Genomic DNA, 18233 nt, shown 5'->3' with positions numbered 1-18233 from the left:
AGTAGACATCGAATCATGAATTTCAGTCAAGTTGTTTGTAATTTCCTTTACCCTTGCGTCCTATCGGCACACACATCGGCGTCCCCACAACTGGATCGGGAATAATACGACACTCCAACTCAAAAACCTCTTGAACCATTTGCTGAGTCATCACCAGTTTTGGTTCCCCAGCAGCAAAAATGCGACCATCTTTGACAGCAACCAGATAATCAGCATAACGACATGCCTGATTTAAATCATGCAGTACCATCACAATTGTTCGTCCCTGAGTTTGGTTCAATTCATACAACAAATCTAAAATTTCGATCTGATGCGCCAAATCCAAAAAAGTAGTCGGTTCATCTAAAAGTAAAATATCTGTATCTTGCGCCAGCGCCATTGCAATCCATGCTCGCTGTCGTTGTCCACCAGACAAAGTATCGAGTTCTCGCTCCGCCAACTCTAGCAAATTTGTAATATCTAGCGCCTGTTGCACAATCTTCTCATCTTTTGCCGACCACTGCTGCAACCAATTTTGATAAGGATAACGCCCTTGTGCCACCAAATCTCGTACCGTTAACCCTTCCGGTGCTACTGGACCTTGTGGCAAAATACCTAACTGCTGCGCTACTTGTTTGGTGGAAAGCTTTAAAATAGACGTACCATCGAGGTACACCGTACCACCACGAGGTTTGAGTAATCTCGCCAGACCTCGTAACAAAGTTGATTTACCACAACCATTGGCGCCAACTAAAGCGCTAATTTGTCCAGTGGGAATTGCCAAATTCAGGTCACGGATAATCGTAGCACCATCGTAAGCTAAAGACAGACTTTTGGTTGACAGTCCTTTCATAAGTGATATTTCCCATTATTATTTTTGCGGTTACGAACTTAATAAATAAAGAAAATAAGGAGCGCTGACAGCAGCAGTCACTACCCCACAAGGAATTTTGATCTGTGCAAACAGTACTCGTCCCAACAAATCCGCTACCACAACAATCACTCCACCCAACAGTGCAGAGGTAGGAATCAAGCCTTCATGGGTTGCACTTACCATCTGTCGTCCTAAATGGGGTGTGATTAAACCGACAAAACCAATATTTCCAGCGGTGGTGACTCCCGCACCCGCTAAGGCTACACCTACCAGCACCAGTAAACCACGTTGCCACTCCACTCGACTACCTAGACTTTTAGCGACATCATCTCCCAAATTCAAAGCGTTCAAATGCCTGGATAATGTCAACGCCATTGGTATAAAAATAACCAACCAAGGCAAGAAGAAAAATACTTGCTCACTCGTAATAACAAGTCCCAGAACCAGACCAAATAAGGCTGACATTGGTGGCTTTTTCAATCCTCTAGGTGAGACTGTGGTCGCTTTTATCATTATCTTGCTGTCACTTGAAAATACTACACTCTACTGGTTATTTGTTTTTTTAATTGGCACTCTCAATAGTTAATGGCTTTCTAATCGTCAAGTTGATAATCTTTATTGATAAGTTTATATACACATTACACGATCATGTAGCTATTTCGTCATTTTTCAGAAGGAACAAAGGATGGGGTTTAAGCTTTGATATAATTTCTCAACAAAGTGATATTGTTAGATCAACCTGAATCCGTACTTGGTACACAGTAATGCAACTCAACCCGAATCACCCCACACTGGCGACCAGTTACAGATGTTCGCCAATAAAAAGTTGCGTCCAGTGTGGCGCGATCGCGCCGCAATTCCTGCCCATCTAGAAGAACGTAGAGTATTCTGAAGATTCTCGGGAGACAGCGATGAAAGATAAAATTATCAAAAGCCAGACTACCGAACTAGAACTGTCTCCCAACAACCCTATTCTCTGTGTACAAGAGTTAGGCCGAAAACTTGAGAACCGGTGGATCTGGAGTAACCTAAGTTTTCAATTATTTGGCGGGGAACGAGTCGCAGTGGTTGGTGCTTCTGGTTCTGGTAAAAGCTTACTGTTAAGAGCATTAGCTGGTCTCGACCCAGTACAAGCAGGGCAAATTATTTTTCAGGGACAGCCAGTGAACTCCTACTTTATGCCCAGCTATCGTTCCCAAATCATCTACTTGCACCAGCGACCAGCACTTTGGGAAGGAACTGTAGAGGAAAACCTCCAGCAAGTTTATCGATTAGCAGTCCACCGCCATCTAGTTTACAACCGTAAGCTGATTCTAGACTATCTGCATCTTTTGCATAAAACGGCTGACTTTTTGCAGCGTCCGGTTAGTTCTATTTCCGGTGGTGAAGCGCAGATTCTCGCCTTTTTACGAGCTTTGCAACTTTCACCTTCTATACTGCTACTAGATGAACCCACTGCCTCACTGGATGCGGTCACTGCTGAAAGTTTAGAGGCTTTAGTAGCAGCTTGGCAAGATCAAGACCCACAACGGGCATATCTGTGGACAAGCCATGACCCTACTCAGTTAGAACGCATTACCAACCGCCAAATTACCTTGAAGGGAAAAGACTAATGGAAACCAATTATATCCAAATTAGTGACGAACAACTGGCTTTGGCGACTTTGTTTATTCTTGTCAATATAGGGCTTTCCTTTGGTTTGCGGTTGGGACTAGAGCAGAGTCTGGGGATAGCCTCACTACGGATGGTAGTACAGTTGTTGCTGGTGGGGTACATATTGCAGTGGGTGTTTACTCTCAGCAATCCTGTATTGATTATACTTTTAGCTTTGGGCATGACAGTTATTGCTGGTGTATCTAGTGTCAATCGTACGCGCCGACGGTTTGCAAGTATTTATTGGAATAACTTTATTTCGCTTTTGAGCGGTTCGTTTTTAGTTACGGGGATAATAGTTAGTGGCATTCTGCGCGTACAGCCTTGGTACGAGCCTCAGTATCTCATTCCCCTTTTGGGTATGGTCTTGGGTAATGCCCTCACGGGTACATCCCTGAGTTTAGATCGGTTTATGGAAGACTTAACCAGTCGTCGCTTTGAAATAGAGGCGCTGCTGACTCTGGGTGCAACCCGTTGGGAAGCCGCACATCAAACTATTAAAGAAGCCCTCAGAACAGGAATGATTCCGACTATTAATTCGATGATGGTGATGGGATTAGTCAGCCTACCAGGAATGATGACTGGTCAAATTCTCGCTGGGGCAAATCCTAGTGATGCTATCCGCTACCAGATTGTGATTATCTTTGCACAGGCAGCAGGAGTGGCGATCGCGACAATGGGTGTTGTCATCCTAGCTTTTCTTGTTTTGTTTAATCGAAATCACCAGCTCACAAATTTATTACGTAAGCTTGGTTAGCTGGATTTTTGATACCCTGTTTTTGGTTCTAGTTGCAATTAAAAACTCAAAACTCTCTTCTGCCTTCTGCCTGAGCCTAACGAAAAATATTTATGTTGGGCTACTTTCCCTCCTTGAGCAAGCGATCGCCCTTGAAAATTTGCATACCACTTTCACGGTTGGCGATCGCTTGCTGTACATATGTAAGGATTAACTATTCTACATCAATCCAGATATTTCCTTCTTCCACACGAATAGGAAAAACTGATAGTGGCTTCTCTCGTGAGACTACACTCATTGCCTTACCAATAACAGGGGGCCAAGCGATCCACTCTTTGGCTTCACCAGTGCGGAGGTCAAAAGCACTGCGATGCCAAGGACAAACAATCGCCCCATCTTCGGTGATTTTACCTTTTTTTAGAGATAATTTCAGATGAGGACAGGCGTTTTCTACCGCATAAAGCTGGCCTTCGTGATTCACAACCAAGATACTCCTGCTGCCAACTTTCACTACTTGTCGCGCACCAGGAGAAAGTGCATCAGCTGAAAGAACCTGTGTCCAACTCATAAGGATTTCCTCTCTTGATTAGCCAGTTTTTAGCAAAGCAGTGCGGCAATTCGACGTTTGCCTGAATAGCTGAAGTATGGATAAAAAAATAGTCAGTAATTTTGTATTCTACAATTAACAGGCTATAGATTTAAGCCTCAAAAATAAAGACATGGCACAGGGAAAAATATTGCTCAAGGCTGGCACTTTCTGGACAAAAATTAAGGAGCAGACAGAACATGCTCGGCAATGCGGCGCACTGGTGTCAATACCAACGGAATCTGAATTTGTAGAACAGCAGGGTGTTTGCTTCCTGGTGCGGATTGCGTCTAACTTAGTTCGTAAGGACGAAGCTAAGCGCGATCAACAAAAACAAAGCGCCGCTTGTAAAGGAGATTTCAATCCCTTTCTTCCCTACGAGCAAGATTTATTTGTGGCAGATATTTCTGATACCCATGTATGTATATTGAACAAATACAACGTTGCTGATTATCACCTGCTACTGATTACCCGTGCCTTTGAAGAACAAGAAAGCTTGCTTACCCTAGAAGATTTTGCCGCTATGTGGGCATGTATGGCCCAATTCGATGGTTTGACATTCTACAACTCTGGAAAGATTGCTGGTGCTAGTCAGCGACACAAACACTTGCAACTTGTGCCACTACCGCTCACACCCACTGGAGTGCAGCTACCGATTGAACCTTTATTAAAATCTGCCCAATTTCATAACTCAATTGCAACTATACCAGAATTTCCTTTTTTACATGCTTTCACAACTCTAGATTCCCTTTGGAAGGAATCTCCATTTTCTGCCGCCGCCGCAACACTAGAGTGCTATCATTCTCTGCTGCGGGCAGTAGGCTTAGAAGATAATCAACAATCTAGGGCTTATAATCTTTTAGTGACACGAGAATGGATGTTGCTTGTGCCGCGATCGCAAGAGTGTTTCGAGTCTATACCAGTGAACTCCTTGGGATTTGCCGGTACTATGTTTGTGCGAAACGAGCAGCAAATGCAGATTCTCAAACAATATGGACCAATGAGTGTGCTGAAAAATGTTGCTGTGCCAAATTGCGAGATACAATAGCATTTCTACTGATTTAAACGATGAGACGATATAGAAAGAGCCACTCAGTAAACAGCAGATTTTTAAACGAATAGATAAACTAGCTCAAGCCAGAGGAATTAAATCTAGTGAATGAATCAATCTGAATTTTGGAGAGTCGCTGTGCGATCGCGTCCTCAAGGACTGGCGAGTGGCTAAGCGTACTGAATTCAAACAGCAAATAAAGGAAGTGCTAGACCGATTCATTGAGGGATTTGAGTCTACACAAGCATCTACACTTGATATCTACACCACTTTCAAACAGGGAAAAACAATTATGAACTATGAAAAGCCAATAAAGAGAAATCCCCAAGAAACGGAGCCTAGACAATATAAACCCAGACCTCGAATAGAAGAAGAAGGGGAACCACAACCTTGTCAGCACCTTCGCCTTTTGGACTGTAACAAGCCAGTTAGCAGAGCTATCCTTGAATGCTATCACTGTCACGAAGGGCTATTGTGCGAATACAAAAATGTCTTACCAGTCCAAGATATTGATGTTCGCTGCCCCACCTGTGGCAAAATTGCGATCAAGTTGGTAGGACAAGAGGTGCTTTCAACAACGGTAATTCCCTCGCCTTGGAGGTAAGTGTAAACCACAATCTCAACACACAAACGACAAAGTTCTACTATGCTGTACTGATACAAAGAAGTTAGTAAAGATAACTCTTTTCTGCTGAGTCCACCTGCTTGATGCGGGTGGTCTTTATTTGCTAGGAAACGACTTTGTTTTAGTTCTACAATGACGCTGTATCGTTGATACATGCAAAAACCTATTTGTACAGTGCGTAAGTCCTATGAAGCAGCCCTTTCAAGGTGTAATGTATTTTTCTTGGTGTCTTAGTGCCTTGGTGGTTCAAAAGTCAATTTTTTCACCACAAAGACACTAAGACACTAAGGTGAAAAGCTCAAAATTCGGGAAAATTTTTGATTTACACCATAGCACCCAAAGAGCGTTTCATCGCTAATCGTCGCACACCTAATTTTCTCAGTCGGTGGGCAGCGGGTCAGGTAATTTAGCTAAGATTGCTTTAGTTATCAACTGCCATCAACCTAAGCGACGATAGTTATCGCGACTTTCATAAACAACATCACGACTTTCGTGACCAACATCGTGACTTTCATAAACAACATCGTGACTTTCTCTATCAACATCGTGACTTTCTCTATCAACATCGTGACTTTCATAAACAACATCGCGACTTTCGTTAATAACACCCAAACAACCGCAAACTGCCTCTCCTACTTAATATTTTGTTTATAAATAGCCTCTGAAATTCTGTTCAATATGGCGATCGCATAACTTACAGTACTTGCGATCGCCACCTAGGAAGGCTGTGTGTCATTGCACTTGTCACGCCTCAACTTTGCGATAATCGAAATTAGATTGTTTTTGAAGTGTGATGTTTTATGTATTGACTTGGGCGTGAAATCTGATGGAGATAGAACGAATCATGAATGCAAAACAAAAAATCATTGAGGAGATAGAAAACGCGCCAGAGGAAATTGTCTCTGAAGTGTTGGACTTTTTACTGTTTTTGAAAGCCAAAGAAGATAAAGAAGATTTAGAGGATGCAAAAGCAGCATTAGAAGAAGCCGTAACGGTAGGTACAGTGTCCTTGGACGAACTTAAAAGGGAGTTGGGTTTGTGAGTTACCAAGTAGAACTTGCACCAGCTGCGGTCAGACAAGTGAAAAAATTACCTGCCGATATTCAACAAAAAGTAGTAGCAAAATTAGAGGAACTCGCAGTTAACCCGCGTCCGGATGGCGTAGTAAAGCTGGAGGGGGCAGAAGATTTATACAGAGTCAGATTAAGTAGTTATCGGATTGTGTACCAAATTCAAGATGACCTATTGTTGGTGACTGTAGTCAAAGTGAAGCACCGTAGAGATGTTTATCGGTCTTAGAAAGCTGAAATTTTCTTCAATATGGCGATCGCATTTACTCAAGACTACATAAAAGGGCGATCGCTTTGTTTGTTCAAGCTTGCGATTACAGCCCTCCAGTACAGCTTTCTACAGATTTGTACTAGGCAGCAAAGTCGTATACTGGTGTTTCAACAAAACGTACAGGCTCTTGTTGGTTGAGAATAATCTGCTGTAAGCGTTCTACTGTAGATGGAGAGAAAAACTGTTCTCCAGTTTCTGGATTAACTCGCGCAGGTACATTTTCAATCAAGTAAAATTTGCCATTAACCTCTAGAGTGTAGGTTACTTTTTGCTCTATTAGCGTTTCATTCCAATCACTCATCCTATCAACCAATCTAAATATCTAAACCCATTGCACCGGATCTAATTGATAGTAGCGTTGCAGTAGCTCATAAAGTGACGGATGCTGCTTCAGCAACTGCTGCGGTTTCTCAAAGAATGTCTCAGTCGCCACAGCAAAAAATTCTGCGGGATTAGTTGCACCATAATTATCTATGACGCTTTTAATACCTCGTTGAACATCACTACAAAGTTGTTGATATTCTTCTGTCATCACCCTAGCCCAGATGGGATAATCTGATTTTCGTGGCAAAATCGGAACACCCTCGGCTTTACCATCTTCTTGATCTAACTGATGGGCGAATTCATGCAGAACAACGTTATGTCCATCACTCCAGTTGCGAGTATCTTGTTGTACTTGTTCCCAAGATAATATCACTTGGTCTTTGCTCCATGATTCCCCCAATCTTGCTACGCGCCTTTCTTCGACAACATAATCCCCAGTGGCGACAGTTTCATTAACAATATAAATACTTGGGTAAATCAAAATTGAACGAAGTTTAGGAAAGTATTCTCCTCGCTCATTAAGTAAAAGTAAACAGGCGACAGCAGCAATAGTTAGTTTCATTTCTTCTGTCACTTGCAATCCTTTACAGCCGATGAATTGTTTTTCCGCTAAAAAAACTTGAATATGTCCCTGAAGCCGTCTGCGTTCATCGGGAGAAAGACGGGGGTAAATAGGAAGATTATTCTCAATAATGGCGTTCCAAAGTGGAGGAAAAGGGCGATGTTTAAAACGGTTTATTCGCTGTTTAGTTAGGATGGGACTGACTAAAATGCCAGTGATAATTAGCCCAATAATGAGAAAAACAATAATTGTTTCGACCATTGATTTTTACAGCTTTCCGCTGTCTGATTGACTGATAGGGCTTTTTGATGACCCCAAATTGGTAAGAGTTGATTTATAAAGTAAATCTTAAGTAGGGTGTGTCACGGCTTTAGCCTGACGCACCATGTTGTATAGCGGTGCGTTAGGCGCTTTGATCGTGTTTTTCGTGACAAATCATCTCAAAATATGCGCCTAACACAACGGCAATAAAGCGGGAGGAAAATCCACACCGATGACAGCCTCCCCTACAGTAATTTTATTTTTACTTTATAAATGACCTCTAAGATGCGATCGCTTTCTTTTTTAAGTTTAGTGATATCAGCTTCGCCCTTGTCATTTGAGTATTCATTTGATCTAGTTAACGATTCAAAACCTCTTTCCTTCTGCCTTAAAAGAACCTCACCCCGTCCGATCGGACACCCCTCTCCTTAGCAAGAAGAGGGGCAGGGGGTGAGGTTTTCACACATGGCGGTGAATTTTTTTCATTGCGACTGCCTTGCTGTTGTGCATTACAACAGCTTATGCCCCACGCCGCCCATCAGCGAGACAGCGGGGGCAATTTGCATTATTTGAAACCCTTTTCTGTTTCTGGTTCAAATAAATCAGCCAAATCTTCAACAGTGCGCTTTGTGATTTCGCAAAGCTTAACTGTCTGCCTTAAGGTGAGGCGTGGTACATGAACTCCCCTTTCCCAGTTGGAAACTGTTTGATCGGTAACACCTACTGCATCCGCTATTTGCTTTTGCGTAAGTCCTAGCGACTCTCTTAATGTCATAAAGCTTTTGCCCGAATCCATCGACACAAATTCCTACTACAAAACTTTAATACAATAGCGCTTGACTTCTACAATATAGCTTGATTTAATAGAAATAGAGAAGGCGGTTCCAAGAGTCCAAGCCTAAAACCGCCTCTCTATTCCAAAACAAATGTTAAGGATATATCAATGATGCCACAAGCAACCCTCGAACTAAAACCCCTGCTTTGCCAAACACCCACCAGAGGCTTGATAAATTTAGCTTACGTTCGCCAAGTTCGATTTCGGAAAGTTCACTTTAACATGTCTTGGCAGTTTACCTGCGAGATTGTTTGGAGTAACGGCGACAGGGAAACTTTTTTTAGGAAAGATGCTCAAGCGTTAGCGAAGCTCCTCCGACAGGAGGCTCGCCCAAGCAGTTGGAAAAATTACACAAAAAATAGAGCAGGCGTGATGCAACACAAGATTCCCGACTTCTTCAAGGAAGTCGGGAATTTGACGCTCAACCTAACCATATCTGCAAAACAGGTACACAAGTGCCGTAAAATTATCCTCTATCCGGCATCTATCAACTTGTTAATGCCCATGCTTTGTGACTATCTGGTACAAATTCTGACTGCCCGCGTATATGATGTTGCCCAAGAAACACCACTGGAGTATGCCCCAAATCTTTCTGCACGACTGAATAATAAACTCCTGCTGAAGCGCGAGGATATGCAGTCAGTATTTTCCTTTAAGCTGCGTGGTGCTTATAACAAGATGGCAAACTTACCCTCGGATTTACTGGCACAGGGTGTAATTGCTGCATCTGCTGGCAACCATGCTCAAGGAGTTGCCCTTGGTGCCCGGCAGTTAGGAACCCAAGCGATTATCGTTATGCCTATAACCACACCCCAAGTTAAGGTAGATGCAGTCAGAGCCAGGGGAGGAGAGGTAGTGTTGCATGGGGATACCTACGATGATGCTTATGCTTACGCCCGTCAATTGGAAGCAGAAAAGGGCTTAACTTTTATTCACCCTTTTGACGATCCGGAGGTGATTGCGGGACAGGGAACCATCGGCATGGAAATTTTGCGCCAATACCAGCAACCCATCCATGCGATTTTTGTAGCGATTGGTGGTGGTGGATTGATCTCTGGAATTGCGGCATATGTGAAGCGGTTGCGTCCAGAAATCAAGATTATTGGCGTTGAGCCTGTAGATGCCGATGCCATGCATCAATCTCTAAAAGCAGGACAGCGAGTGCGATTGTCTCAGGTGGGCTTATTTGCTGACGGTGTAGCGGTGCGGGAAGTGGGTGAAGAGACTTTTCGCTTGTGCCAGCAATATGTAGATGATATCATTCTCGTTGATACGGATGATACCTGTGCCGCGATTAAAGATGTATTTGAAGATACACGATCCATTTTGGAACCTGCGGGGGCACTGGCGATCGCAGGTGCCAAAGCCTATGTAGAGCGGGAGCAAATCGAAGGGCAAACATTAATTGCCGTAGCCTGTGGTGCCAATATGAACTTCGATCGCCTCCGGTTTGTAGCAGAACGGGCAGAGTTGGGCGAACGCCGCGAAGCCATCTTTGCAGTCACAATTCCTGAAGAAGCTGGTAGTCTCCGCAAGTTTTGCCAATGCATGGGCAAACGCAACTTGACTGAGTTTAACTATCGCATTGCCGATGAAAAAGAGGCACATATTTTTGTGGGCGTGCAAATAGAAAAACGTGCCGACAGGGCAAATATGGTTGCAACTTTTGAAGAGTGTGGGTTCAAAACTATTGACTTAACCGATGACGAACTAACGAAATTACACCTGCGGCACATGGTTGGCGGGCATTCCCCCCTTGCCCACAATGAATTACTTTACCGTTTCGAGTTTCCCGAACGTCCCGGCGCATTGATGAAGTTTGTAGATTCCATGAGTCCGAATTGGAATATCAGCATGTTCCACTACCGCAACAATGGTGCAGACTACGGGCGAATTGTCGTTGGGATACAAGTTCCCCCTCATGAGATGGAAGAGTGGCAAGCATTTTTAGATACACTTGGCTATCGCTATTGGGATGAAAACAAGAATCCAGCGTATAAGCTGTTTTTGGGATAGTGCGATGCTCCTGCTTGGTTAAATATTAAATCTGTAGTTAAAAAAAAGTAAAAAATAACACAAGTACGGTTAATAAGAACTATTATGTTGGCGTGATACGACTAAAATGATGCAATAAATTGTTTTGTGGTGCGGGTATCCTGCCCGTCTATGAGGACGGGCTAGAAGCCCATCCCACAAGATTTTTCTAATGCACAAAATTAGCTGTGTCGCACCAATATAAGCCCGTTGGGTATATGAAAAAGTGTTGCTGAATGAAGCCAGGATTTAGGCTCAAAATTACAGCTTAAAAGTTTACCTTGTTTTTTGATGCGATACCCCAACATAAAAGTACCCTCAAAGGGTACTGTGACTGAGTAACTAATCTGTTGAAAATAAAGAGTAGAAAATACCTTCAAAAACACAAACTAAAAACTCGCTGTTTGATTAGGTTTTCTGCTCATTTTTACAGTGGAGTTATACCAAGTTGCGTTCAGACATAGCAATAGCAATTCGTGCCCTCTCCCCTTCCCCTCTCCCAAATTGGGAGAGGGGTGCCGACAGGCAGGGTGAGGGAAGTACTATCTTTGACTGCAACTTAGTATTAAAACCAGTGTTTGCCATCACTCAATTTAGCAAGAAGGAGAAAATCTGGGATGGCTCGAAATAAGAAAAAATCATTGGGGTTTGGGTGTGAGCATCAACTATATTCTAGATGCCCTATTTGTTGTGTTGTGCCACCCCACATGCTGGAAAATATCGCAGTGAATGGTAGCCCCGAACAGCGCAGATGGGCATTTCACACATTAAGTGTTTCGGCACAGTTTCGGGGACGGCGAAACGTAATCGGTAATATCAATTTTGCAGTTTCTCCCGGTGAGAAAAGTCGCACAATTTTTGATGCTAAAGGTACTGAAGAACTTCCTGGTAAGCCAGTGCGTCACGAAGGCGATCCTCCCAGTGGAGATGATGCAGTCGACGAAGCTTATGATGCTGCTGGGGCAACCTATGACTTATATTATGAGGTATTCGAGCGAAATTCTATCGATGACAAAGGGCTACGTTTAGACTCCACTGTGCATTACGGTGTCAAATACGATAACGCCTTTTGGAATGGCGACCAAATGGTTTATGGTGATGGCGACGGTGAAATCTTTCAGCGCTTTACTAAATGTATTGATATTATCGGGCATGAGTTAACACACGGTGTTACTCAGTATGAAGCTGGTCTCATATATTTTGGCGAGTCTGGGGCGCTAAATGAATCATTCTCTGATGTCTTTGGCTCATTGGTGAAACAGTGGGTAAAAAAACAGACTGCACAAGAAGCAGACTGGATCATTGGAGAAGGTTTATTTACAGACAAAGTCAAAGGTGTGGGTATTCGCTCCATGAAAGCGCCGGGGACAGCATACAATGACCCAATACTGGGCAAAGATCCTCAACCAGGCCACATGAAAGATAAATATATGGGTTTTGAGGATAACGGTGGGGTGCATATCAACTCGGGTATTCCCAACCGCGCCTTTTACCTAGCAGCAACAGAGATTGGCGGTTATGCTTGGGAAAAAGTTGGCAAAATCTGGTATATTGCTTTACGCGATCGCCTGCGTTCTCGGGCTAGTTTTAAACGTGCTGCCAAGACAATTATTCAGGTTGCTGGTGAACTCTACGGTCAAGGAAGCCTAGAACAAAATGTAGTGGAGAAGGCTTGGAAAGAGGTGGGAGTTATTTAGAATTATGAATTATGAATTATGAATTATGAAAGTTTTTATCATTTACAATTCATAATTTACAATTCATAATTTCTTGTTGTCTTTTGTTGCTAAACTGGGAGAAGAAACTTGAATCTCCCAGTATTTTTGTTTATAGCAAAAGGCAGCATTACGGAGAGGACAAATGCGGATCTCGCTTCAACGCACGGGTGGTTTTACTGGCATAAGCAAGAAAGCAACTGTTGATACGGCTAATCTGTCTCCAGAGGAGGCTAAGCAGTTACCTCAAATGTTAGAAGCCGCAAATTTCTTTAGTCTACCCACAAAAATTAATGCTCCTCCTCACCAAGCCGATCGCTTTCAGTATACTTTGACAGTAGAAAATAACGGTCAGCAACACACGGTTACAGTCAGTGAGGCAGCACTACCAGGAAGCTTAAAACCCATTATTGAATGGGTAAATAATGTAGCAAGCAAAAAATGATATAGCTATTTTGAGATGCATAAACTACAGTCAAGGCTGGGAATAGAGAATGAGGAATAGAGTTGGAGTAATTATGTCCTCCATTGATATGAAAACTGCCGTAAATTATGAATCACAAATGATAGAATTTTTGATAATTCATAATTCATAATTCATAATTTTACAAGAGTTCCCAAGTTTGTCCTTTATAACCATATTGAAAAATTTCCGGATGCAGAATTTCTGCTAACATTTCTGTTGAATCTACCAGTCGAGGCCCTGGACGGTTGAAGTAAGAATTACCATCAGTGATATAGACTCTGCCATTTTGGTTAGCACGCAGATTTTCCCACTCTGGATGTTGAGTTAATAACTCAGCTTCTTGACGAGTGCGATTTAAATCAAAGCCACAGGGCATAAAAATAATAATATCTGGATTGCTCGCAATCAGATTTTCCCACTTTAAATGTGAGGAAGGTTGACCTGTGGTACTAAATAACGGTTCTCCTCCTGCTAAGGTAACTAATTCAGGAATCCAATTAGCAGCAATCATCAAAGGGTCAGTCCATTCGATACATGCTACTGTTGGTAATTTCTCTGTTTGGGAAAGTCCTTGTGTTTTTTGAGAAACTATTTTTACGCGAGCTTCTAAGTTTTCTAGCACCTTCAATGAGTCTACACCAAAAGCGTTAGCTACTCGCTCTACATCAGCCCAAACATCTTTGAGAACATTCGGTTTTAAAGAGATAATCTCGGGTGGGGTATGAGTGATTGAAGCTACAGCCTTTTCCACTTCTGATACACTGACAGCACAGACATCACACTGGTCTTGGGTGATAATGTGAGTGGGATGCAATCGCTTCAAAATCTCGATTTTAATCTCGTAGATACTGAGAGCAGATTGGATTAATTTATTAATTTTGTCGTTGATTTCACTGCTTGAAGCACTAGTGTTCAGCCTGGGTTGGGTACAAATCGGACGATCTTGAATTTCTGGGGGGTAGTCACACTCGTGCGATCGCCCAACAATAGCATCAGTTAAACCTAACGCTGCTAAAATCTCAGTTCCACTAGGAATTAGGGAGACAATTCTCAAGTCGCCATTGCTCATTGCTCCATCTCCACAATAGTTGCAATTAATTTAATAATTTAATTCTTGCAAAATCTCAGAGGCTGGGTATCTGTCTGTAGGTAAGAGAATGGGAGATGGGGAAATTTTGTTTGGCATCGCGAGTATGTCAGTGCGAGAATTACTCGCTTGAATTGGGGAAGTTCCTCACAAGTTCCTCAAATTTTCTTTTTAATCTTTAGGTAGACTTAATCAATTTACACAGTGAGGAGAAAAAATGCGATCGCCACTACAAGTTAACTTTCGCAATGTTCAAAAATCTGAAGCGGTTGAGGAAAAAATTCGTGAATATGCCGCTAAATTAGAGCAATTTCATAACCGAATTACAAGCTGTCGAGTAGTGGTAGACGCACCACATCGAAATCACCAAAAGGGCAAGCTTTATCATATACAAATTGACATTACTTTACCAGGAACAGAGATAGTAGTCAATAGCAATCCATCTGACAATGAAAGCCATCAAGATATTTATGTGGCAATTCGGGATGCCTTTGATGCTGCCAAGCGGCAACTACAAGATTATGTCGAAGTACAGCGCAATTAAGTTCAGTAATAAACCATTTGCCAGTACGAAAAATCAATACGGTAAAAGGGACTGGGGACTGGTGATTAGGGACTGGGGTAGTGATTTTCAGCTCCAAAATTGTGGAATGGGCAATAAAGCCCTCCGCAGGGTAGGGTTCCGCTCAGAATGACAATTTATATCTTGATTCAGCAATGCCCTAACTCTTAACCATCGACTGTGTAGCAATACCTTCGTCAAAATCCGACACCCTCGAAGGGTGCAGCTACATAAACCAAGCCCGCCTCCTCAGCCTGTAAGGTTTTCAGTCCACGGAGGTGGGCTTTGACGTGCAGCCGAGCCAGTGCGCCCTTGGTGGTTCTCCCCATTGTAGCAACTGGCGTCCAGGCTTCCAGCCTGCGGGCGTTTCACAAAATTGGCGAAGGTATTGATGTAGGGTAGAGCGATCAACTTTACGGCAGTTTTTATCTTTTTTCAGTAATATTACTATATAATGTAATCCCTCGCAGCTTGGGCATAAATAAATTCTTAACAGTGGTTTTACGTACACGGGGTGTTAACACACTCACAAAGAATGGCGATAAGGCAAACATCATCGTTTTGCGACTTTGATTGTCGCCCTTTTTTGTGAAGATGTTCTACTGGTGACAAGCATGGCATGTGAACTAATTAAAATTTTGCTATTTGAGGAGAGTCAGAGCTATGCTGACTTAATCCAAGAAATGCTCTTGGCAGCAGGAAGAAGTAACTCTACGTCTGTTCCTCAATTTCAGTTGATTCAGGTTCAGGAATTCCTTGAGGCTATATCTGTTTTGCAGGCTGAATCTATCAATGTAGTGATATTGGATTTATCTGTTAGGGATGCTCAGAATTTAGAAATTATCCCGAAGTTGCACTCACTGTTCCCAAATATGGCAGTTATCGCGATGAGCGATCGCCAAGATGAGGCAATGCTAAAACGAGTGCTGAGCATAAATGCTCAAGATTACTTAGTCAAAAGTGAGATGACGCTGCAATTGTTGCGGTGGACACTGCTATGCGCTGTCACAAGACAGCAATGTCAACGCCCAAAAAGCCAACTAATTTTACAAGAAATATCTAAAAACCGAGAAATTACTCTTGTTAAACAAGCTTTATCTGCTCAGCGAGATAGCGAAGCTCGATTTCGTTGTTTGTCTGAGTTAACTTTTGAAGGAATTATCGTACACGACAATGGAATTATTTTAGATACAAATCATGTTGTCGCAAACATGACAGGTTATGAAGTCGCAGAACTAATTGGTAAAAGCAGTTTTGAATTGGTAACACCAGAATCACAAGAGTTAATCAGAAAATATATTCTTTCCGGTTATGAAAAACCCTACGAAGTAATTGTAGTTAAGAAAGACGGCTCTACTTTTCCAGTGGAAATGCAAGGCAAAATCATTCCTTACCAAGGGCAAAAAATGCGGGTGGTAGCGATTAGGGATATCACAGAACGTAAGCGGGTAGAAGAAGCACTGCAAAAAAGGGAAAATTGTTTGCGAAAACAAAGTAAAACCCTAGTGCAACTAGCAAAAAGCAAGACTTTGCAGCAAGGTAATCTCAATGCAGCCTTAAGGGAAATCACAGAAGCCGCTGCTCAAACCATAGAAGTAGAGCGAGTCAGTGTCTGGTTATACAATAGCGACCACTCAAAAGTTGAATGTGTCGATTTGTATGATGCGAGGACAAAGCGTCATAGTTGGGGAATGTCGCTGTTGAAAGCAAATTTCCCTGCTTATTTTCAGGCTTTGGAAGAACAACGCAGCATTGCAGCCCACGATGCCTGCAATGATAATAGAACACAAGAGTTATCCGAGCCTTATCTGTCTGCTTTTGGCATTGCATCTCTGTTGAATGCCCCAATTTGGTTGGGTGGCCACTTGGTGGGTGTGGTGTGTCACGAACAAATTAGCAGGATTCGCCAGTGGACAGTAGAAGAAGAGAACTTTGCAGGTTCGATCGCTGATTTCGTTACCTTGGCAGTAGAAGCTAGTGAGCGTAACGCAGCACAGGAGGCATTAAAACAGAGTGAAGCAGAATTCCGGGCGATTTTTGAACGTTCCTCTGTCGGTATCGGACTAGTAGATATGAAAGCACGGATTGTAGATACTAATCCGGCATTATGTCAGATGCTGGGCTATACGCGAGAAGAGTTAGCTGGCAAACGCTTCACAGATTTTATTTTTAAGCAAGAGGGAGATTTAGAACTCTACAAACAACTTGTTTTCGGAATTCGCGATCGCCTGGAGATGGAAAGGCGGTTTCTACACAAAGATCATCGATTTGTTTGGGCTTTGGTAAGTATTTCCATAATGTCCAGTACCAATGGCGAACCAGAGTATTTTCTCGCCATGATTGAGGACATCACCGAACGCAAACAAACAGAATTAGAACTTTGTGAAAGTAAGGAAGCAGCAGAAGCAGGAAGTCGGGCAAAAAGTGAATTTTTAGCAACTATGAGTCATGAGTTGAGGACACCTCTCAATGCAATTATGGGGTTGTCTCAATTGCTGCAACAAGAAATGGTTGGTTCTCTCAATGACAAGCAAAAAGAGTATGTCAATTGTATTTATAGCAGTGGCGAACATCTGCTGGCACTAATCAACGATATCCTCGATTTGTCGAAAGTGGAAGCAGGTAAAGAAGAACTATTTCTGTCTAAGTTGTTAGTGCAAGAGTTGTGTGAATATGTCATATCTACAGTACGCGATCGCGCCGAAGAAAAGGGATTGCAACTTGTAACCGAAATTGATGAAAAAGCAGATATTTGCATTGCCGATGAGCGCCGAGTCAAGCAAATGCTACTCAATCTGCTTACCAATGCAATTAAATTTACACCAGCAGGCAAGGTGTGCTTGGACATCAAAAAAGTACCCCAAGGGATTAAATTTACAGTCTCAGATACAGGCATTGGTATTGATCCAAGTCAGTTTAAGTTCTTATTTGAACCCTTTAAACAGCTTGACAGTCGGCTAAATCGTCAATATGAAGGCACAGGTTTGGGTTTAGCCTTGACACGCAAGTTAGCCCGTTTGCATGGTGGCGATGTAACGGTAGAATCAATTTTGGGAAAAGGCAGTCAGTTTACACTATTCTTACCAGATCAATCTCTGCAAACAGAAGGTGTCTCTTCAACACTTGCTCAAGAAAGTTTGTACCTTGGGGAAAGTCACCCAGAGGATATCAAAGGAAAATCCCCTATAGAGTTTCTACAACGAGAGGAACCAAAACATGACGCAGCTTCTTCCAGAGACTTCCTCCGCCAGTTCCACACCAGCCGCTACAATCAGATGGCAGTTGCTACGCAATCCTACCCTACAGTAAAGTGTTTGAGGGAAATTTATGAGAACCCCCGCACACCTTAAAATAGCGGGAAGCGAGGTCACGCCTCGTCTGTTCAGAGCGAGGTTATATCTGATTAAATTATAAATAACAACAACAACAACAGCGTAGCTGATATGAAGTTTTATCACTACGCTGTTTTCATATCTATACAAAATAATCTTTTACATCTATAATGTAAACAACGATATTGAGAGTAAGTGAGGATGAAAGTC

Annotated in this window: 20 protein-coding genes and 1 pseudogene; 13 read left to right on the top strand and 8 right to left on the bottom strand. The window is 42.6% G+C overall.

Annotated elements, in window-relative coordinates:
* Positions 1–22: 22 nt before the first annotated feature.
* Positions 23–832: an ABC transporter ATP-binding protein gene (locus FIS9605_RS0129845; RefSeq protein WP_026735853.1), complete on the bottom strand. Its 810-nt coding sequence runs from the start codon at positions 830–832 to the stop codon at positions 23–25.
* A pseudogene (locus FIS9605_RS38600) lies at positions 829–1279 on the bottom strand (FecCD family ABC transporter permease); the annotation flags it as partial. The gene FIS9605_RS0129845 and the pseudogene FIS9605_RS38600, both read right to left, overlap by 4 nt.
* A gap of 325 nt (positions 1280–1604) precedes the next feature.
* Here FIS9605_RS38600 and FIS9605_RS43230 point away from each other — a divergent pair.
* The 4 genes from FIS9605_RS43230 to FIS9605_RS44440 are packed head-to-tail and all read left to right on the top strand — an operon-like array spanning position 1605 to position 3456.
* Entirely contained in the window at positions 1605–1745 is a 141-nt protein-coding gene (locus FIS9605_RS43230; protein ID WP_155960566.1) for a hypothetical protein, read from the top strand.
* Between the two features lie 19 nt (positions 1746–1764).
* Positions 1765–2466, top strand: coding sequence for an ABC transporter ATP-binding protein (locus FIS9605_RS0129835; RefSeq protein WP_026735852.1), 702 nt, complete (start codon positions 1765–1767; stop codon positions 2464–2466).
* Complete coding sequence (locus tag FIS9605_RS0129830) at positions 2466–3263, top strand: ABC transporter permease (RefSeq protein ID WP_026735851.1); 798 nt, start codon at positions 2466–2468, stop codon at positions 3261–3263. The genes FIS9605_RS0129835 and FIS9605_RS0129830 overlap by 1 nt, the downstream gene beginning before the upstream one ends.
* Positions 3256–3456 (top strand): hypothetical protein, encoded by a 201-nt coding sequence (locus FIS9605_RS44440; protein ID WP_197036165.1) that lies wholly within the window; start codon positions 3256–3258, stop codon positions 3454–3456. Before FIS9605_RS0129830 ends, FIS9605_RS44440 begins: the two co-directional genes overlap by 8 nt.
* Here FIS9605_RS44440 and FIS9605_RS0129825 read toward each other — a convergent pair whose 3' ends face one another.
* Positions 3457–3810, bottom strand: a complete 354-nt coding sequence (locus FIS9605_RS0129825) for a Rieske (2Fe-2S) protein (protein WP_026735850.1) — start codon at positions 3808–3810, stop codon at positions 3457–3459.
* A 151-nt stretch (positions 3811–3961) separates the two neighbouring features.
* Between FIS9605_RS0129825 and FIS9605_RS0129820 the strand changes: the two genes are divergently transcribed.
* Entirely contained in the window at positions 3962–4876 is a 915-nt protein-coding gene (locus FIS9605_RS0129820) for an ATP adenylyltransferase family protein (protein WP_026735849.1), read from the top strand.
* A gap of 169 nt (positions 4877–5045) precedes the next feature.
* Positions 5046–5483, top strand: coding sequence for a hypothetical protein (locus FIS9605_RS0129815; RefSeq protein WP_331280981.1), 438 nt, complete (start codon positions 5046–5048; stop codon positions 5481–5483).
* A gap of 464 nt (positions 5484–5947) precedes the next feature.
* Here the strand turns inward: FIS9605_RS0129815 and FIS9605_RS45585 are convergent, their stop codons facing one another.
* On the bottom strand, positions 5948–6112 hold the full coding sequence (locus FIS9605_RS45585; protein ID WP_231510498.1) for a hypothetical protein: 165 nt from the start codon (positions 6110–6112) through the stop codon (positions 5948–5950).
* A 236-nt stretch (positions 6113–6348) separates the two neighbouring features.
* Between FIS9605_RS45585 and FIS9605_RS38595 the strand changes: the two genes are divergently transcribed.
* Together FIS9605_RS38595 and FIS9605_RS0129800 are read left to right on the top strand one after the other, a co-directional pair.
* Positions 6349–6546 carry a DUF2281 domain-containing protein gene (locus tag FIS9605_RS38595; RefSeq protein WP_035140329.1) on the top strand — a complete coding sequence of 66 codons (198 nt, stop codon included), beginning with the start codon at positions 6349–6351 and terminating at the stop codon, positions 6544–6546.
* A complete protein-coding gene (locus FIS9605_RS0129800; RefSeq protein ID WP_026735847.1) occupies positions 6543–6803 on the top strand; it encodes a type II toxin-antitoxin system RelE family toxin in 261 nt (86 codons plus the stop codon). Before FIS9605_RS38595 ends, FIS9605_RS0129800 begins: the two co-directional genes overlap by 4 nt.
* A 121-nt stretch (positions 6804–6924) precedes the next feature.
* On the opposite strand, the gene FIS9605_RS0129795 is transcribed toward FIS9605_RS0129800, so the two are convergent.
* The 3 genes from FIS9605_RS0129795 to FIS9605_RS38590 form a co-directional block, all read right to left on the bottom strand.
* Complete coding sequence (locus FIS9605_RS0129795) at positions 6925–7146, bottom strand: YgiT-type zinc finger protein (RefSeq protein WP_035140328.1); 222 nt, start codon at positions 7144–7146, stop codon at positions 6925–6927.
* Between the two features lie 21 nt (positions 7147–7167).
* On the bottom strand, positions 7168–7992 hold the full coding sequence (locus tag FIS9605_RS0129790; protein ID WP_026735845.1) for a zinc-dependent peptidase: 825 nt from the start codon (positions 7990–7992) through the stop codon (positions 7168–7170).
* Positions 7993–8557: 565 nt separating this feature from the next.
* The gene (locus FIS9605_RS38590; protein ID WP_231510497.1) at positions 8558–8767 is read right to left on the bottom strand and encodes a helix-turn-helix transcriptional regulator; all 210 of its coding nucleotides are present in this window, start codon (positions 8765–8767) and stop codon (positions 8558–8560) included.
* Positions 8768–9331: 564 nt separating this feature from the next.
* Between FIS9605_RS38590 and ilvA the strand changes: the two genes are divergently transcribed.
* The 3 genes from ilvA to FIS9605_RS0129770 all read left to right on the top strand — a co-directional run bounded on the left by ilvA (position 9332) and on the right by FIS9605_RS0129770 (position 13021).
* Entirely contained in the window at positions 9332–10843 is a 1512-nt protein-coding gene (ilvA, locus tag FIS9605_RS0129780; protein WP_026735844.1) for a threonine ammonia-lyase, biosynthetic, read from the top strand.
* Between the two features lie 635 nt (positions 10844–11478).
* Positions 11479–12558: a M4 family metallopeptidase gene (locus FIS9605_RS0129775; RefSeq protein ID WP_026735843.1), complete on the top strand. Its 1080-nt coding sequence runs from the start codon at positions 11479–11481 to the stop codon at positions 12556–12558.
* A gap of 163 nt (positions 12559–12721) precedes the next feature.
* Positions 12722–13021 carry a protealysin inhibitor emfourin gene (locus tag FIS9605_RS0129770; protein ID WP_026735842.1) on the top strand — a complete coding sequence of 100 codons (300 nt, stop codon included), beginning with the start codon at positions 12722–12724 and terminating at the stop codon, positions 13019–13021.
* A gap of 160 nt (positions 13022–13181) precedes the next feature.
* Here the strand turns inward: FIS9605_RS0129770 and FIS9605_RS0129765 are convergent, their stop codons facing one another.
* Positions 13182–14111 (bottom strand): cobalamin-binding protein, encoded by a 930-nt coding sequence (locus FIS9605_RS0129765; protein ID WP_026735841.1) that lies wholly within the window; start codon positions 14109–14111, stop codon positions 13182–13184.
* Between the two features lie 235 nt (positions 14112–14346).
* Here FIS9605_RS0129765 and FIS9605_RS0129760 point away from each other — a divergent pair, with 235 nt between their 5' ends.
* Both FIS9605_RS0129760 and FIS9605_RS38585 read left to right on the top strand, forming a co-directional pair.
* Complete coding sequence (locus FIS9605_RS0129760; RefSeq protein WP_026735840.1) at positions 14347–14673, top strand: HPF/RaiA family ribosome-associated protein; 327 nt, start codon at positions 14347–14349, stop codon at positions 14671–14673.
* Between the two features lie 632 nt (positions 14674–15305).
* Positions 15306–18041 (top strand): PAS domain S-box protein, encoded by a 2736-nt coding sequence (locus tag FIS9605_RS38585; protein ID WP_082209876.1) that lies wholly within the window; start codon positions 15306–15308, stop codon positions 18039–18041.
* Positions 18042–18233: the final 192 nt, after the last annotated feature.

Origin of the sequence: Fischerella sp. PCC 9605, assembly GCF_000517105.1 — a bacterium.
Taxonomy (GTDB): domain Bacteria; phylum Cyanobacteriota; class Cyanobacteriia; order Cyanobacteriales; family Nostocaceae; genus PCC9605.
This window is presented reverse-complemented; position numbering and strand designations above follow the sequence as displayed.

Bases quoted from the DNA above. Each gene is read 5' to 3' on its own strand.
- FIS9605_RS0129845 (WP_026735853.1), bottom strand. From the start codon at position 832: ATGAAAGGACTGTCAACCAAAAGTCTGTCTTTAGCTTACGATGGTGCT.
- FIS9605_RS0129835 (WP_026735852.1), top strand. From the start codon at position 1,765: ATGAAAGATAAAATTATCAAAAGCCAGACTACCGAACTAGAACTGTCT.
- FIS9605_RS0129830 (WP_026735851.1), top strand. From the start codon at position 2,466: ATGGAAACCAATTATATCCAAATTAGTGACGAACAACTGGCTTTGGCG.
- FIS9605_RS0129825 (WP_026735850.1), bottom strand. From the start codon at position 3,810: ATGAGTTGGACACAGGTTCTTTCAGCTGATGCACTTTCTCCTGGTGCG.
- FIS9605_RS0129820 (WP_026735849.1), top strand. From the start codon at position 3,962: ATGGCACAGGGAAAAATATTGCTCAAGGCTGGCACTTTCTGGACAAAA.
- FIS9605_RS38595 (WP_035140329.1), top strand. From the start codon at position 6,349: ATGAATGCAAAACAAAAAATCATTGAGGAGATAGAAAACGCGCCAGAG.
- FIS9605_RS0129795 (WP_035140328.1), bottom strand. From the start codon at position 7,146: ATGAGTGATTGGAATGAAACGCTAATAGAGCAAAAAGTAACCTACACT.
- FIS9605_RS0129790 (WP_026735845.1), bottom strand. From the start codon at position 7,992: ATGGTCGAAACAATTATTGTTTTTCTCATTATTGGGCTAATTATCACT.
- FIS9605_RS38590 (WP_231510497.1), bottom strand. From the start codon at position 8,767: ATGACATTAAGAGAGTCGCTAGGACTTACGCAAAAGCAAATAGCGGAT.
- ilvA (WP_026735844.1), top strand. From the start codon at position 9,332: ATGCTTTGTGACTATCTGGTACAAATTCTGACTGCCCGCGTATATGAT.
- FIS9605_RS0129775 (WP_026735843.1), top strand. From the start codon at position 11,479: ATGGCTCGAAATAAGAAAAAATCATTGGGGTTTGGGTGTGAGCATCAA.
- FIS9605_RS0129770 (WP_026735842.1), top strand. From the start codon at position 12,722: ATGCGGATCTCGCTTCAACGCACGGGTGGTTTTACTGGCATAAGCAAG.
- FIS9605_RS0129765 (WP_026735841.1), bottom strand. From the start codon at position 14,111: ATGAGCAATGGCGACTTGAGAATTGTCTCCCTAATTCCTAGTGGAACT.
- FIS9605_RS0129760 (WP_026735840.1), top strand. From the start codon at position 14,347: ATGCGATCGCCACTACAAGTTAACTTTCGCAATGTTCAAAAATCTGAA.
- FIS9605_RS38585 (WP_082209876.1), top strand. From the start codon at position 15,306: ATGGCATGTGAACTAATTAAAATTTTGCTATTTGAGGAGAGTCAGAGC.